This window comes from Burkholderia sp. Se-20373, assembly GCF_017104705.1.
Classification (GTDB): domain Bacteria; phylum Pseudomonadota; class Gammaproteobacteria; order Burkholderiales; family Burkholderiaceae; genus Burkholderia.
Genome location: NZ_JAAGPH010000005.1, coordinates 47,345 through 62,180, shown reverse-complemented (window position 1 = coordinate 62,180; position 14,836 = coordinate 47,345). Strand labels below are relative to the sequence as shown.

The window sequence follows — 14,836 nt, the reverse complement described above, 5'->3', positions numbered from 1 at the left end:
TAAAATGATTCGAAGATATAAATTTTCAATTTCTTAAAATTTCAAAAAAATCCACTAATCAGACAATTAGCACTACGATACATATGACTCACCGCAAAACCAGTTTTGATGAAGCGGATCCAGTTGTAAATCAGACCAATAGGGCGACGCAGATCGTCCAAAGGTCCTAGGACTTTCATAAAAGGTCGCATAAACGTGGCAACTTTTTAAAAATGAATCAGCGAGATATTTGAATTTTATGAAGATACTAATCATGAGTGACCATCCAATTTTGCGAGACGGAATCACCGCCCTGCTGCGTCAGGACAATGACAAGGTGATTGTCCGTCACGCGCATGATGTTGATGAAGCAGCGACGACCCTAAAATCGGACGGAGATCTTGATACTGTAATATTCGATATACAACGAAATGGAATCAATGACTTGAATTCTTTGTCGTCTATTACACATTCGCGGGAAGATATTCGCATAATCGTACTGTCGCCCTCTGAGAAACCCGAAGATGTTCGTGCTGCGTTTGCGCAAGGAGCCTTTGGTTATGTGCCGACATCTGCCGATACACATACGCTACTCTCTGCCGTAAAGATGGTCCTCACCGGTGAGCTCTATGTACCTCCGCTGCTACTAAAGCGTGCGGCGCCTTTGTTCTCCCAGGTCTCGCAATTAACGCCGCGTCAAGTTGATATACTAAGATGTCTTGGTGATGGAATGCCTACGAAGGTAATCTCTAGAACGCTCGGGATATCTGAAAAAACGGTCAAGACGCACATTACCGCGATTTTCAAAGCGCTGAAAGTAAAAAATCGCACACAAGCGGCGACCGTAGGGCGATTAGCGGGCCTGATATGAGTCCGCTTCTTCTACGAGGAGCGCTGAATGCCGCACTTGCGAACCAGTCCACTGATATTTTGATAATTGATATTATTTAATCACTTTAATCACGGCTTTAAACACACTCGGCCGACACAACGCGATTAAAGTACTGAGCAGAAACGTCTTACTGTTCTGGTTCGTGTGTCTTTGAGATACGGACTCCATGGAACCCAATTTGCTGGCGATCGCTATGACATTTGAGACGCTACCGACCATGCCCAGCGCTCACGGGTAGCCTCGCTAGTGAGTCAATAGCGAACGAATGCAGCAAGGTTCTAGCGGCACCATGCATAACGCTCGATAAGCGTCTTCCGCGGCCAAATTGGCATTGTTTGGCTAGCGGGCATATGTATATGAACGGCGCACCCTACCAAGATATCTGCTCACCCTACGTCTCGACGATACATAGTCACGACGCACGCACCGCCCAGTCCGATGTTGTGAGCTAACGCCAAACGCGCGCCCTCGACTTGCCGACCGTTCGCCTCCCCCCGCAATTGCCAGACTAGTTCCGCACACTGCGCCAGTCCAGTTGCACCTAGCGGATGCCCTTTCGACAACAGTCCGCCTGATGGATTGGTAACGACCTTGCCGCCGTATGTGTTGTCGCCATCACGAATAAACTGCTCAGCACCGCCCTCGGGACAAAGTCCCAGCGCCTCATAGCTGATCAGCTCATTACTTGTGAAGCAATCGTGCAGTTCAACGACGTCAAGCTCCTCTGGCCCGACTCCGGCTTGCTCATAAACCTGTCTCGCCGCAGCGGCTGACATGTCAAACCCGACCATCCGAATCATTGATGCCGGCTCGAAGCTACTCGGGTAATCCGTGGTCATTGCTTGCCCCGCAATATAAACAGTGCGCGGATGCCCATGACGCTTCGTGAATTCGTCCGAGCATAGCACCGCGCAAGCGGCACCACAGGTCGGTGGGCAACATTGGAACCGCGTGAGAGGATCGAAGATCTCACCGGAGTTCATTACCTGGTCTAAGTCGAGTGGTTCACGGAACAAGGCATAAGGGTTGCGGGCTCCGTGCTTGCGTGCCTTTACCGAGATCATCCCAAACGTCTCTCTATGGACATCGTAGCGCTCGATATACTCCTTTCCTGCGCCCCCAAACATTCGCACGGCGAGCGGAGCAGATGTCCCGCCTTGAATTGAATCTGCAACCGCGAGATGGCGCTCAAGGGGCGAATCGCGGTCATTAAACTTTGTCGTCAACGCGCCCTTTTCCATTTGCTCGAATCCGACCGCCATCACACATTCGGCAGCACCGCTTTCGATCGCCTGCTTTGCAAGCCATAGCGCGGTAGAGCCCGTTGAACAATTGTTGTTGACATTGATGACCGGTATGCCCGTCATACCAATATCGTAGACCGCACGCTGGCCGCAGGTCGAATCACCATAAACGTAACCGGCGTAGACTTGCTCGATCTCCTCGTACGAGATTCTTGCGTCGTCGAGTGCCAGCCGCGCGGCTATCGTAGCCATCTGATGATACTGTAGGCTTGCACCCGGTTTCATGAACGGTACCATACCAACCCCAATGACATTCACGCGACGATTCATGTCGTACTCCTTTGCGAGCTTAGAAGATTTTCATCACACGCAGCTGCACACTGTAACTGTTCTTAAAGCCGCCCTCTGTTGAGATTGCCTTGCCGAGCATGCCGGCAACTTGCCACGTCGGCGTCAGCATGTGACTCGCAAACAGTCTCAATTGACTTGTGCTAGTCTTTTGTCCTGTGTAGGCGTCGTTCACATACTGCTTTCCACCGAAATTACCCGCGTAACCGACCGATACTGATGTTGCCGGGGTGAACTGGTATCGCAGGTAGGACTGCAATTCGATCGACGGTCGCACCGAAATGCGGTAACCGCTGTTGTCGTGCCCTGGTTGAGCAGCAACGTCGACGGCCACATCGAGGAAGAGGTTCCGTCCCAATCCTTGGATAACGCCAAGCTGCGGTGTGAACACAACTGTTCCAGCACCGGCTCCAACTCGGCCATAATCATATTTCCCGGTCGGTACGGAGAAATATGCAGTGAACCCAACGGTTGTTCCGTACTGAGGATCCTGACGGTTGACAAGGAACGCAGTTGCGCCAAATGTGAGGTCACCGAGCCCGTTGTTGGTCGGCAGCGGGCTGCCGCCAACTTTCACGTCGGTCAGCTTCGCGAATGGAAGAAACGCCTGGAACGCCACAGGAACCCCGCCGATCTGGGTGTAGTGCAGCACCCGAGCGATACCGACGGTTTGGTCAAGACTAGAGTCCGGTACTCTGCCAACTCCATCAAGCCGAAAATTGCTGCTTGGTGTAAAGCCGATGTAGCCAAGCGCAAGTGTGGTTCCAGGCGGCAGTACCGTGTAATCGGCCGGAAAGATGTCAATTGCCGATGCGGCCTTCGAGAACGCCAACAGAGAACATACGGCCAGAGTTGACGGCGTCAACTTCACCTTCATGTCTCACTCCATTTAATAAGTGCTCCGAAATGGTCGACTCGTGAACTATAATTCATGAATCTATTAGAGCTGCTTTTCTATCCCGGCGTTGACTCGTTTTTAAGCTTCACTTTCACGTCTGGCTTAGATATCTTGCCGACCTTTGACCGCGGGAGATCGTCCCAAATCTCGATCTGTTTCGGCGTCTTGACGCTTCCAATTCTCTTTTTTACGAAATTTTTCAACGCTTCTGCGTCAATCTGCTTACCGTCACGTGGCTGGACAACTGCAACTACTCGTTCACCCCATTTTTCGTCCGGCACTCCGATCACCGCACAATCACGAACATCCGAATGAGCAAGCAGCGCCTGCTCGACTTCAATGGAGTAGACGTTAAAACCTCCCGTGATAATCATGTCCTTCGCACGATCGACGATGAATAAGTAGTTGTTTGCGTCAAGATAACCTACGTCGCCGGTGTGGTGCCAACCGAAAGCCGATACTTCCTTTGTTGCTTCGGGGTTTCGGTAATAACCCTTCATTACCAATGACCCTCGTACAACAATTTCGCCTTTCTCCCCTGTAGGTAGCAGTCGGCCTCGGCAGTCCATGATTCCCACCTCGACGAGTGGTGTTGGCCGCCCTGCCGACCCTAGTCGCTCAAGGGCGACTGTGCCGTCGGCGTTATAGTGCTCCTCAGGCGGGAAAGTTGATATCATCATTGGCGCCTCCGTCTGGCCAAACAACTGAGCCATTGGGCCGATCCGCTCAAGAGCTTCTAAGAGACGATCGACAGATATGGGCGCGGCCCCATACCAGAAACACTGCAACGAATCGATGCACGTTGACGGCAATTTGGGATGATCAAGCAGCGTGTAGATCACTGTCGGCGGTAGGAAGGTATGCGTAACCCTTTCGCGTTCAATTGCAGCGAGAAACTCGCCGACGTCCGGATGCCGCATTACGACGATTCGACCGCCAAGTGTCATAATCGGGAAGCACAACACGCCAGCGGCATGCGTAAGTGGTGCGAAGGCAAGATAGACCGGCCGGCCGTCGAACGGGTAACTCATCAAAGTCAGTGCCGTCATCGTTTCTAAGTTGCGCTCGGATAACATGACACCCTTTGGTACTCCTGTTGTACCACCCGTACCAGGCAACATCACGACGTCGTTTACAGGTTCTCGCTCGAAGGGTGTGTCGGGCAGATCGCCGAGCCAGTCATGGAGACTCCGCGCGAATGGTAGCGCTGCGTCGAGGCAGATCACTAACCGTAGTGCTGGCAGATATGGCAGCATTTTCTCGACCATCACCGCATACTTGCAGTGAAACAGAAGAGCACGGCATTCGAAGCTTGCGAGTACAAATCCATTCTCGGCAACTTCATTGCGGGGATTGATTGGACACCAGACACAGCCTGCACGAGCCACACCGAATACGCACGAAAACGCAACCGGATCGTTGCCAGACAGGATGGCAACGTTATCACCGGCAGCGACATCGTCGCGTACAAACGCGCGTGCGACTCGATAAGTCAGACGCTGCACCTGGACATATGTGAGCGTCTCGTCCTCGGTGACAAGGCAAGGTTGATCGGCGCCGAGCGACGCCCCCTTGTCGAGATAACGGGTCAAACGCATGACGATCCTCCCGATAAGTGCGGTGCGTCAGTCTTCAATAGTCAGAACAGGTTTCATCACTAAACCAAAACTGCGCAACTGCCCGAGCAACTCGCGATGACCAAATGCCTGGCACCCGGACGCGAAACCAATTCTCTTCGGTGACGTTTGTAGTAATGACATTGCCGCATAGGCCTGCAACAGTCCTGTCTGCTTGTAGTTGCTGTTTCCGTGAATTACGCAGTGAGCACGCCCCAGTGGGCCGGACGCATAAACTGAATCAATTGAGCGATTGACGCGAGGATTCTCGCGCGGCGGCATACCGCTCTGTACCGATGCCGCTACCTTGCCGAGCGCCTCTTCCTGTTGCTCCAGCGGCAGTGTCTTGATCTGCTCTTCATAGAGTTTCACCGTAGCGATGACCCCTTCCATCACTTCGCGGGCAAATACTCCTGCCGCGACCTTTACATTTGCCACTCGGGGATCGTCTTTGAACCAGACCGGATGGCACGTCCCTCCCCAAGGTAACGCTAGACCCAAACCGTGTTGCCCGGGAATCACCACATCAAATTTCGTGGAGAGAGGCCATTCCTTGTATTCGTTCTGTTCGAGATAGTGCCACTTGGCTTTTAGGATTGTGAAGATGGTGGCGACCGATGCCGTGGTTGGAAATCCACTGAACAGCGTGAGTATGTCCAGCGTATCGAGCCCAGGTACCTCAAGGCAAAGTTGCGCAGCAATCTCGCCCGTTGTATACATGTGTGCGATGCCCGGTGCGAGCAGCAATTTTTTCAGCGCAAATGCTTCACCCCAGCGTTCTTTCGCGAGCATTACCCAATCTTGTTCTCCGGTGGTATCTGAATAATGGCAACCGGCGGCAAGGCACGCCTGGACCACTTCCGATCCGTATTTGATGAAAGGGCCCACCATGTTGCTTACAAAGCGTGCACCGCTGAACAGTTCTGTAAGCGCTTCGATATTGTGCTCGACACCTACGACGTCATAGCTTGCAGTTTCGATACCTGGAATCCTTTCGACCACCTCCTGGACTCTCGCCTTATCCCGCCCAGCGGCAATGAACGGTATGTTGTACTCGCGCAAATATTCGCAGACCAGACGGCCGGTATACCCCGATACTCCATAGACGACTACGGGCTTCTTGTTGCTCATGACTCCCCCATTAATGTAATCATCGCTTGCCGATTCACATCCCCATGCCGCCGTCAATCGGCATACCGATACCGGTTATGAAACGGGCATGATCGGAACATAGAAATACGATCGAATCGGCGATCTCCTCAACCGTCGCAAGACGCCCGAGGGGCGTTTGCTCAACTACTGCCGACACTGCGCTGCCGACGTCTGGGGCGAGGCCATTCGAGACGATGTCCGACGCGAGATTCATCCCCATCTCGGTTGGGGTAAGGCCGGGATATACGCAGTTCACTCGAATTCCGTAACCGAGCTTGCCTGCCTCCATTGCAGCTACCCGAGTCATCCGATCCACCGCAGACTTTGTGGCGGAATATCCCGCAATTGCGGGATATGCGATCGTCGCGGCGACTGATGACACATTGACGATTGCACCACCGTGTCCGGCGGCTCCGCCGGGGCGCATTGCCCCAAATGCATGCTTCAGCCCGAGGCCGACTCCGACAATGTTGATATCGCACATCCGACGCAAATCTTCAGCCCGAAGGTCGGATATGAGCGATGTGATCTCGATACCAGCGTTGTTAATCAGGATATCGAACCCTCCCAACTCACTAACCATCGCATTGACAGCAAGTGCCCACTGCTCATCGTCGGTAACGTCAAGTGCCACCGCGCCCACACGTGTGCCTGTCTGTGCGATACCGCGCGCAGTTTGCGTTGCAACGTCAACTAACACATCACCAAGAAGTACATCCGCGCCTTCTTGTGCAAGTGCCTGCGCCACACCGGCACCAATGCCGCGCGCGCCACCAGTCACTAGAGCTTTACGCCCGTGAAGCCTTCCATTTGTCATGTCTCCCTCCACGCTCCAAAGATTGCCGGACGGGGTCGCCGGCTCGCCTCCACAACGCCTAACCAACTGGAAAGTTTATTTTTACCAGATGGTTAGATTTCTTTGCACGAATGTCAAGAATTTTTTTTACAGGTGTCCGCTTTTTCTTGACATGCACATCTTCGCTTTGCACACTGTGGGCTAGGTCTCATACGGCGCATGCGAGTTTGGGCACATGCGATGTGATTGTTGTGATTGATGCGAGGCAACGAAAGGATGATGAGGCAGGCTGAGACCGGACGCGTGATGGCGAAACAACGTTCTGCCAGATCGAGGCGTGACCCGATAGATAAGTACGAGGCACGCCGCGTGGAACTCGCGGAAGTCGCGCTACAAACTCTGTCGGAGCTGGGATATGCGAAAACGAGTTTGCGCGAGATCGCACAAAAGTCTGAGTACACCCACGCGGTACTGCACTACTATTTTGAAGACAAGCTAGATCTCATCCGATGTAGCATTCGCCATTTCAAAGCACAGTGCGCGACACGCTATGATGCGGTGGTGGAAGCCGCGCAGTCGCAGGACGAATTGATGCAAGGCTTCCTCTGTAAGCTTGAAGAGACAATTCGTAATGAGCCGCAAATGCATAGCCTTTGGTATGACCTGAGGGCTCAGGCGCTGTTCGAGACCTCATTTCGGGACGTTGTTACTGAGATTGACAAGAGCCTCGAAGACATGGTGTGGCGCGTAATCACACGTTATGCGGAACTTGGCGGGAAAACGGTCTCAATTTCGTCAAGCGCCGCGTATGCACTGCTCGACGGATTATTCCAGAAGCACTTACTCCGGCACGTGTCGGATGATCCGAACGCCGTCCGAGACTTAATTGAGGAGGTCCGAGTCCTGTTGCCGAAGCTTGGATAGTATCTGCCGAGATCGAGTTATAAACGATTAATAAGCAGATTTCTAATAATCGCAGCGACGAAATTTCGTTGTTGATACCTCTGAGTACTCTCGGCAATTTTGCACTTCTTGTGAGATACGTGACCTCGGAAATATCCACAGTTGTTGCACGCGTTTCGGTTTAACTCGACTCGCGTCGGCGGCATCGGGTCGCATGATATTTTGGCGAAGTGATGAACCGAACTGACTTGCCAATCTGAAAGAAGCGCGTGAGAAGGAGGCCAAGAACCATTTGGAACGTAACGGCACGTCAATCGATCTCGCCAATTGTTGCATTACTCTTGATCTCCACCAAGCCACGAGCGCAATTTGAAATTGACCTCTATAGTTCGCCAAACGATCACAAGAGCGCTTTCTTTAACATTCTAGTCCGTTGCAGAATTCAAAAATCATTTGGCGCTTTGTCTTGCGGTAGCCCGTCGCGAAGAGTTTTCTCGTGAACTAATGGTCAATGTCGATCGAGTCGTAGAGTCTATTTCTTGCCTTTTCACCTACTGGCCGAGGCGCGTCACATCGATGCCGCGCCACGAGCCCACAAAGGTTCTAGCACGCAGTGGGGAGGAATGTTCTGACCGCCCTCGCCGATCAATGCGACGGATCGGGTTTCTTAGCGATAGTTTTGAGCCTGCGACCGGCGCGATCGCATTGGCCAGCAGGCAGAAGAAGAACGTCGCGAACACCCTTTTTCACGAGTATTCCCCGATGGTGCCGCGCGAATCACTTCCACCATTGAGCGACGGCCTCGACGTTAGATTCGGCTGGCGGTAAGTCAAGTCCATCACGCCACCACGTTGACGACTTTCTTCTCGACATTACGGTACATTTCCTCGCGCCCTCTTCCCAGTCGACACCGCTGTTCTTGAGGCCGCCCCAAGCCACGCCAAGGATGTGCGTGTTGCTGCGGTTGACGAACTGCCCGTCATCAGCCGCGCACCGTGCGTCTGCGCCGACTCGAGAAAGCTCATCACGTGGTCGTATCTCTTGCGCGAATTGATCGGACCCATACTCGTGTCGGGTGACATCGGATCACCGGCGCGGATCGGGGCCACGCGCTCGACGACACGCGCGAGTACGTCGTCGTAAATGTAGTCGAGCAACAGCAGCCGCGAATTGGATTCACGCGACGGCCCTGTCAAGACAAATTCGTCCCGCACACTGCACTCTCCGCCGCTGCGTCCGGATCCGGAAACACGATCATCGGGTTCTTGTCCCTAGCTCGAGCGTCACGTGCTTGCCCCTGACTTCGGCCGCACTGCGCTGGGATCACTAGCTCCCTCGGCACGGCCCCGATCAGCGCAAGCTGCTTCACTTTCGGATGGCGCACCAGTGTATCGCCGACCTCCGCGCCCATGCCGTTGACGATGTTGAACACGCAGGCCGGGAATGTGTCACGCGCGACCTCACCAAGCACGAGCACGGATAGCGGCGACGTTCGGGCGGCTTCGCCAGCATGGTGTCGCCGGGTACGAGCGCAGATGCGGTCCGCTCAGCGTGAATTCGATGGTGTAGTCGATGCAAACGGTGCCCGGCGCCATGTCGCGCGCCAATAGGTGGCATTGCGGATCCTTGTCATGGCTGACGCTGACGTAGCCGAAGGCATCGACGATGCCCAGGTCGAACAGGATGCGGTTCGCACAAACTAGAGAGTCGACGAGCGCAGGGCCCGTCGCCTCTTGGAGATGGCCGGCATCGTCTACTAACGGCGCGCGGCTACCGGAATGGTTGTGAAGAGTATGCATGATGAAGGACCTGATTCTAGTGTGACGAAGACTTACGCAATCACGTTCCGGCATCCATCGATGCTTACACTCGGCGGTCAGACACGTGTGGCGTTTGCGCAAACATCTTGCAATCGTAGGATCGAGTCGAACACCGTCTATTATCCATTTCCGATTATTTATATACTCAATTTCTTGTGATCTGATGAATTACGAACAGTATTGGGCCAGGATAAGTCCAGGATGAGCTGGACCAGTTCGGTCTGAAAGGTCGCAAAGCGCTTATCTTCGCGATGAACCAGATAAATTGGCACCCTCATGGAGATATCGGTATGAGTAAGGACTACTAACTCGCAGCGACTAACGTCTGAGCGCACTGCAGATTCGAACACGAAGCTCACACCAAGGTTTGGTCTGACAGCGCATTTCATTGGTTCCCGGGGCCAGAGCTCCGTTACGGCATTGCGTTTTTCCAAATCGTGCTCGCGCATCAGTGCCTCTTCCAACTCGCGCCGCGCTGATTGCATGGTGTACTGACGAATGGGATCCGACGGAAGTCAAGCGTCTCTGCCTTCTGTCCAGCCCTCGAGCTCGGAGCGCCTGTCACGAGTATGAGTTCGTCACGCCATAGCGGCAGCGCTGTCAGACCATCAGGGTCCTGAATTACCGCAAAATCGCACGTGGCCACCCGTGTCGCATTGGCTGCGGCCTAAGGCGTCATAATTTGGTCTCTCACAAGGCCGCGCCGCTGTCGACGATGAAAATTCGCGATCAATGGCGGCAGTTCATAGGACCCGATGGACATCGACGTGGCAACCGCACATTCCCAATTTCGCCCTCACAAAGCGACGAGTTCGCGATCGACTTCGCGGGTGCGCTTGATTACCTCGATCGCCCAACGGTAAGTGTGTTCACCGGCTTCGGTGAGCGCGATATTGCGCCCGGCGCACTTCAAGACCGCATAACCGAGACGCCTCTCCATACTCCGTATATGCGCAGTGACGAAAGGTTGCGCCACTCAGAGCTGACCGCCGCTTGGGGGACGCTCCCAAACTCTACGAACGTGCAAAAATCCTCGAGTCTTTGAAACGTAAGGGACGGATGGCGACTGCGCATAAGGACATCTCCCATACTTAACGAACTATCAAACCCCACTCTATTTCCTATTTGAAGATATAGTTCAGGTTGCGCACAATCGAAGGAACCAACCTAGTGGCCAGAGTGTGGGCCCGTCTTGGAGGCATCGTGGTTCATTCGAAAGAGACTTTCTCCGTTCGCAGAAATCCTGAGCTGCGAGTACAAACTGATCGGTCGGTTCCGTGGAAGCCCGAGGAGCGGCGATGAAGACCGATACGTATGACTATGTGATCGTCGGCGCAGGCTCAGCTGGCTGTGCGTTGGCCTACCGACTCGGTGAGGACCCGAACGTCCGCATCCTTGTGATCGAGGCCGGCGAGCAGGATCGATCACCGTACATCAAGGTACCGCTCACATGGGGCCAGATCTTGAAGAATCGGCTCTACGATTGGGGATACTGTACGGAGCCAGAACCGGGAATGGACGGCCGTCGCATCGAATGCGCGCGCGGCAAGGTAGTGGGTGGTTCGTCGTCAATCAACGGCATGGCGTATGCACGCGGCGCGCGCGAGGACTACGAAGGTTGGGTTAGCGAATTCGGTCTGACGGACTGGTCGTACGACGTGGTGCTGCCGTACTTTAAGCGCTCGGAATCCTGGGAAGGTGGGGAATCTGCTTTGCGCGGCGGTCGCGGCCCTCTTACCGTGATCCGACTTGATTATCGCGACCCATTGATCGGTGGCTTCCTTAAGGCGACGCATGCGTGCGGCTACTCGGAAAACGATGATTACAACGGCGAATCGGTCGAAGGCTTCGGACCAATGCAGGCCACCATCCGCAATGGCCTCCGATGCAGTGCCGCAGTTGCATACCTCCGCCCGGCGCTTGAGCGCGGCAACGTCACACTCGTTACAGGCGCACTGGCTAAGCGGATCGTTCTAGGCACTGATAGGGGCACACCCCGCGCCACCGCAATCGAGTATAGCCGTGGTGGAGCTAACTACTGCGCCGATGCGCGCCGCGAAGTTGTCCTCTGCGGCGGCGTGATCAACTCACCGCAACTCCTGATGCTATCCGGCATCGGCGCTACCGACAACCTGCGCGCGCACGGCATCCGAACGCAAATCGAACTGCCCGGTGTGGGGGCCAATCTCCATGACCACATCGTGTTCGACCTACGCTGGAGCCGCAAGGAACCCGGCCCGCTCCACCGAATGATGCGGGCCGATCGGATTGTGTTCGACGTCGCGCGCACGCTTTTAGGCGGCAACGGTTTCTCAAGCAAGATTCCCGCCGCCGCACTCGGCCTGGTTCGAAGTCAGCCTCATCTTTCGCTACCCGACGTTCAGCTGATTCTCGCTGCCGGCGCGATGAACGCGGCGCCATACTTCGAGCCATTCAAGCGAGCCTACTCCGACTCGTTCGCGATCAAAGGTATATTCCTCACGCCGGAAAGCCGCGGGCGCGTGACGTTGAAGTCGGCCGATCCGGCCGAGCATGCACGGATCGAACAGAACTTCCTCACGACCGAGAAGGATCGCACCGCTGCGCGGGAGATGTTCCGGCGCATGCGGGAAATCGGCGCCCAGGCCGGGCTGCGCCCGTTCATCGGCGAAGAGATTGCGCCTGGCGCACAGGTGCAAAGCGATGCGGACGTCGACGCATTCATTCGCCGTATCGCGATAACCCTTCATCACCCGGTCGGCACGTGCCGTATGGGCGCTGACGGCGATGCAGCGGCCGTCGTCGACACACAGATGCGGGTGCGCGGAGTGAGTGGGCTGCGCGTGGTCGATGGATCGGCGATTCCCCGCATCATCCGCGGGCCGACCAATGCGTTGATCATGATGATGGCCGAACGCGCGGCGGACTTCATAACGGGGAAAGTCGTACCCAAGTCAAAAACGCAAACTCGAGTCAAGGCAATGATGTAGAAAGTCGGACAGGGATCCCGTGCGTGGCTGCCCTGTCCCCTGCACTCAAATCGAGACGGAACAGAGTTGGCCACCCGACAATCCTGGCAATGGTGCAACTTCAGAATGCTTTATCAAGCGCTCATATCAAATGGCATACGTGGCCGGTTTTCAAGACCCATCTCAACCTGAAAACCCACCGTCCGCCAGATATTTGGCCTCTTCGGGCGTAGTCTGGCGCCCTAAAAGCGGATTCCTGTGCGGGAAACGACCGAACCGTTCGATAATATCAAAATGCCCCAATGCGTGCGAATACCAAGGCTGCCCCAGTCTTTCATTAAGCTTTACAGATATGCGCTGATCAGAAATTTCTTCTGAATGCGCGAATGGTAGACAAAAGAACAGGCGGAGCGGTTTCTCCACCGCCGCCATTTGGTCACGGACGTACGCAAGCGTCGCGAAATGTCGCGCAAGACCATCGGTCGCATACATATGCGCAGTTCCACGAAAAGCATTACGGGGAAACTGGTCAGTCAGTATTATCAGCGCCAATAATCCATACGCATTACTTTGCCAGTCATCGAGTTCGCGTCGGGCAGCGGCATAATGAGCATCGACAAAACGTTGTCTAAAGCGATTATCAAAAGACGCATCTTTTGCAAACCATAATGACGGACCGGCCTCTCTCCAGAAGGAAATTACATCCAATATTGAAAGCACTTCCGAGGAGTACATCATATTTGATTTTTCAAAACTTTGGTTTCAATCATGCTCCAGCAAGTTCGAACCATCTTGAGAAGCATATTGTTGGCGACCAACCCGCGTTTCCCACCACGACGCAACCAATAGAACAACGGTTGTAGCCCACCCCATTTCCAGCGTTCCCAGGTCACCGAAACAGATTGCCAAACCGCCAAGAGCTATCGCAGATGCAATGTGCGAACGGGGTATGACACCGTAAACAATTCGCTTGTAAATGGCACTGCCAAGTATATAAATCGCGGGACCTGCCACCAGAGCAATTGTATAAGCAAACTTAGATCGCGTATCGGGATACGTCAACACAAGGTCATTTCCGACTGCCGTGACGATTATCCCGGCGACAAGAACCGCATGCACATAATGAAAATAGGCCCCCATTCTCCCGGGGTCGTTGGAATGGGCAATCGCAGCGCTCGCATCTTTGCTCGAAGTACCGAAATAGAGCCACCACATAGCAAGTGCGCCAACGAAAGTGCTGAGGAAAGCGGAGAGCGTTTCAATTTTCCACATCGACTCTCCGCTCAGGGAAGCACCCGTCGCTAGTACCGCCTCCCCTAGCGCGACGATGACGAACAACTGGCAACGTTCCGCCAGATGCCCGCCCTCAATGGTCCAGTCGCGTGTATGAGAACGTCCGAGGATCGGCAGAGCGAAACCAAACATCGGTGACACATACTCACACAATACAGCAGCAAGCCATAGAATTGTCCGTGTCTCGCGTTCCGCCAACCCACCAGCCAACCAAAGCACGGCGGATATGGAAACCCAACCGAGCATTCGCTGATAGTTTGCTGACAACGCATGGTCTCGCTCCAGACGAATCACGATAAACGCGGTTCTGCCTACTTGCATCGACGTGTATGCACCAGCAAACAGAAGACCGCGCGTGCCGAATGCATCCGGAATTGCGGCTGCCATTATCAGACCGCCCAGCATCGTGGCAAAGATCAGGCGGCGAATTGCCGGGCGCTCGGGATCAAACCAATTTGTCACCCAACAAGTATACTGCCAGCCAAGCCAGACCGAAAACCATAGAATAAGCGTCTGGAGCGCGCCCGTGAGCGTGAGGTGATGCAGTAGTGAATGACTCAACTGCGTTACGGCAAACACGTACACTAGATCGAAGAATAATTCCTCGTACGTAACGCGCGCGTGTTGCCCGTTACGTTTGCGCATGAGCGGATGCCCGCTAGATTGAATACTCATAGCGCATCACCCATTCACTTTCGTAGGAATAGCAAAGCTGTAGCCACAGCAATCGCGGCTGGAATACTGAACACGATCGCAAGTACTGGCAATTCTTCGCGGACACCATAACCGGCTCGATGCACTCCTACCCAAAGATTGGCCAGCGACAACACAGCCCAGGATGGTATAAAAACTAGCGCCGCAACGCTAAGTTCTGCGACATGTGCCCCCCAAAGTCGACCAAACAACAAAAATACTATCAACAGCAAAATTCCAGCGAAAATTGTCCA

General features: G+C 54.2%; 12 protein-coding genes. 3 read left to right on the top strand and 9 right to left on the bottom strand.

The window, feature by feature from the left end; genetic code table 11:
• Positions 1-253 precede the first annotated feature (253 nt).
• The gene (locus G3N96_RS02825; protein WP_241022444.1) at positions 254-850 is read left to right on the top strand and encodes a response regulator transcription factor; all 597 of its coding nucleotides are present in this window, start codon (positions 254-256) and stop codon (positions 848-850) included.
• Positions 851-1,257: 407 nt separating this feature from the next.
• Here G3N96_RS02825 and G3N96_RS02820 read toward each other — a convergent pair whose 3' ends face one another.
• The 5 genes from G3N96_RS02820 to G3N96_RS02800 all read right to left on the bottom strand — a co-directional run bounded on the left by G3N96_RS02820 (position 1,258) and on the right by G3N96_RS02800 (position 6,946).
• Complete coding sequence (locus tag G3N96_RS02820; protein WP_206136168.1) at positions 1,258-2,445, bottom strand: lipid-transfer protein; 1,188 nt, start codon at positions 2,443-2,445, stop codon at positions 1,258-1,260.
• Positions 2,446-2,464: 19 nt separating this feature from the next.
• On the bottom strand, positions 2,465-3,340 hold the full coding sequence (locus tag G3N96_RS02815) for a transporter (protein ID WP_206136167.1): 876 nt from the start codon (positions 3,338-3,340) through the stop codon (positions 2,465-2,467).
• A gap of 77 nt (positions 3,341-3,417) precedes the next feature.
• A complete protein-coding gene (locus G3N96_RS02810; protein ID WP_206136166.1) occupies positions 3,418-4,959 on the bottom strand; it encodes an AMP-binding protein in 1,542 nt (513 codons plus the stop codon).
• Positions 4,960-4,986: 27 nt separating this feature from the next.
• Complete coding sequence (locus G3N96_RS02805; protein WP_174985465.1) at positions 4,987-6,108, bottom strand: DUF5938 domain-containing protein; 1,122 nt, start codon at positions 6,106-6,108, stop codon at positions 4,987-4,989.
• A gap of 34 nt (positions 6,109-6,142) precedes the next feature.
• Positions 6,143-6,946 (bottom strand): SDR family oxidoreductase, encoded by an 804-nt coding sequence (locus tag G3N96_RS02800; protein WP_206136165.1) that lies wholly within the window; start codon positions 6,944-6,946, stop codon positions 6,143-6,145.
• Between the two features lie 348 nt (positions 6,947-7,294).
• Between G3N96_RS02800 and G3N96_RS02795 the strand changes: the two genes are divergently transcribed.
• Positions 7,295-7,849 carry a TetR/AcrR family transcriptional regulator gene (locus G3N96_RS02795; protein ID WP_346778869.1) on the top strand — a complete coding sequence of 185 codons (555 nt, stop codon included), beginning with the start codon at positions 7,295-7,297 and terminating at the stop codon, positions 7,847-7,849.
• A 1,439-nt stretch (positions 7,850-9,288) separates the two neighbouring features.
• On the opposite strand, the gene G3N96_RS02780 is transcribed toward G3N96_RS02795, so the two are convergent.
• Together G3N96_RS02780 and G3N96_RS39055 are read right to left on the bottom strand one after the other, a co-directional pair.
• The gene (locus tag G3N96_RS02780) at positions 9,289-9,627 is read right to left on the bottom strand and encodes a hypothetical protein (protein WP_206136162.1); all 339 of its coding nucleotides are present in this window, start codon (positions 9,625-9,627) and stop codon (positions 9,289-9,291) included.
• An 817-nt stretch (positions 9,628-10,444) separates the two neighbouring features.
• A complete protein-coding gene (locus G3N96_RS39055) occupies positions 10,445-10,588 on the bottom strand; it encodes a hypothetical protein (protein WP_241011400.1) in 144 nt (47 codons plus the stop codon).
• 358 nt (positions 10,589-10,946) lie between these two features.
• Here G3N96_RS39055 and G3N96_RS02770 point away from each other — a divergent pair, with 358 nt between their 5' ends.
• On the top strand, positions 10,947-12,617 hold the full coding sequence (locus G3N96_RS02770; protein WP_174985459.1) for a GMC family oxidoreductase N-terminal domain-containing protein: 1,671 nt from the start codon (positions 10,947-10,949) through the stop codon (positions 12,615-12,617).
• Positions 12,618-12,779: 162 nt separating this feature from the next.
• On the opposite strand, the gene G3N96_RS02765 is transcribed toward G3N96_RS02770, so the two are convergent.
• Both G3N96_RS02765 and G3N96_RS02760 read right to left on the bottom strand, forming a co-directional pair.
• Entirely contained in the window at positions 12,780-13,331 is a 552-nt protein-coding gene (locus G3N96_RS02765) for a DUF924 family protein (RefSeq protein WP_206121431.1), read from the bottom strand.
• A gap of 27 nt (positions 13,332-13,358) precedes the next feature.
• Positions 13,359-14,564 (bottom strand): low temperature requirement protein A, encoded by a 1,206-nt coding sequence (locus G3N96_RS02760; protein WP_206136161.1) that lies wholly within the window; start codon positions 14,562-14,564, stop codon positions 13,359-13,361.
• Between the last annotated feature and the right edge of the window lie 272 nt (positions 14,565-14,836).

Coding starts and splice junctions, on each gene's coding strand:
- G3N96_RS02825 (WP_241022444.1), top strand. CDS start 254: ATGAGTGACCATCCAATTTTGCGAGACGGAATCACCGCCCTGCTGCGT.
- G3N96_RS02820 (WP_206136168.1), bottom strand. CDS start 2,445: ATGAATCGTCGCGTGAATGTCATTGGGGTTGGTATGGTACCGTTCATG.
- G3N96_RS02815 (WP_206136167.1), bottom strand. CDS start 3,340: ATGAAGGTGAAGTTGACGCCGTCAACTCTGGCCGTATGTTCTCTGTTG.
- G3N96_RS02810 (WP_206136166.1), bottom strand. CDS start 4,959: ATGCGTTTGACCCGTTATCTCGACAAGGGGGCGTCGCTCGGCGCCGAT.
- G3N96_RS02805 (WP_174985465.1), bottom strand. CDS start 6,108: ATGAGCAACAAGAAGCCCGTAGTCGTCTATGGAGTATCGGGGTATACC.
- G3N96_RS02800 (WP_206136165.1), bottom strand. CDS start 6,946: ATGACAAATGGAAGGCTTCACGGGCGTAAAGCTCTAGTGACTGGTGGC.
- G3N96_RS02780 (WP_206136162.1), bottom strand. CDS start 9,627: ATGCATACTCTTCACAACCATTCCGGTAGCCGCGCGCCGTTAGTAGAC.
- G3N96_RS39055 (WP_241011400.1), bottom strand. CDS start 10,588: ATGGAGAGGCGTCTCGGTTATGCGGTCTTGAAGTGCGCCGGGCGCAAT.
- G3N96_RS02770 (WP_174985459.1), top strand. CDS start 10,947: ATGAAGACCGATACGTATGACTATGTGATCGTCGGCGCAGGCTCAGCT.
- G3N96_RS02765 (WP_206121431.1), bottom strand. CDS start 13,331: ATGTACTCCTCGGAAGTGCTTTCAATATTGGATGTAATTTCCTTCTGG.
- G3N96_RS02760 (WP_206136161.1), bottom strand. CDS start 14,564: ATGAGTATTCAATCTAGCGGGCATCCGCTCATGCGCAAACGTAACGGG.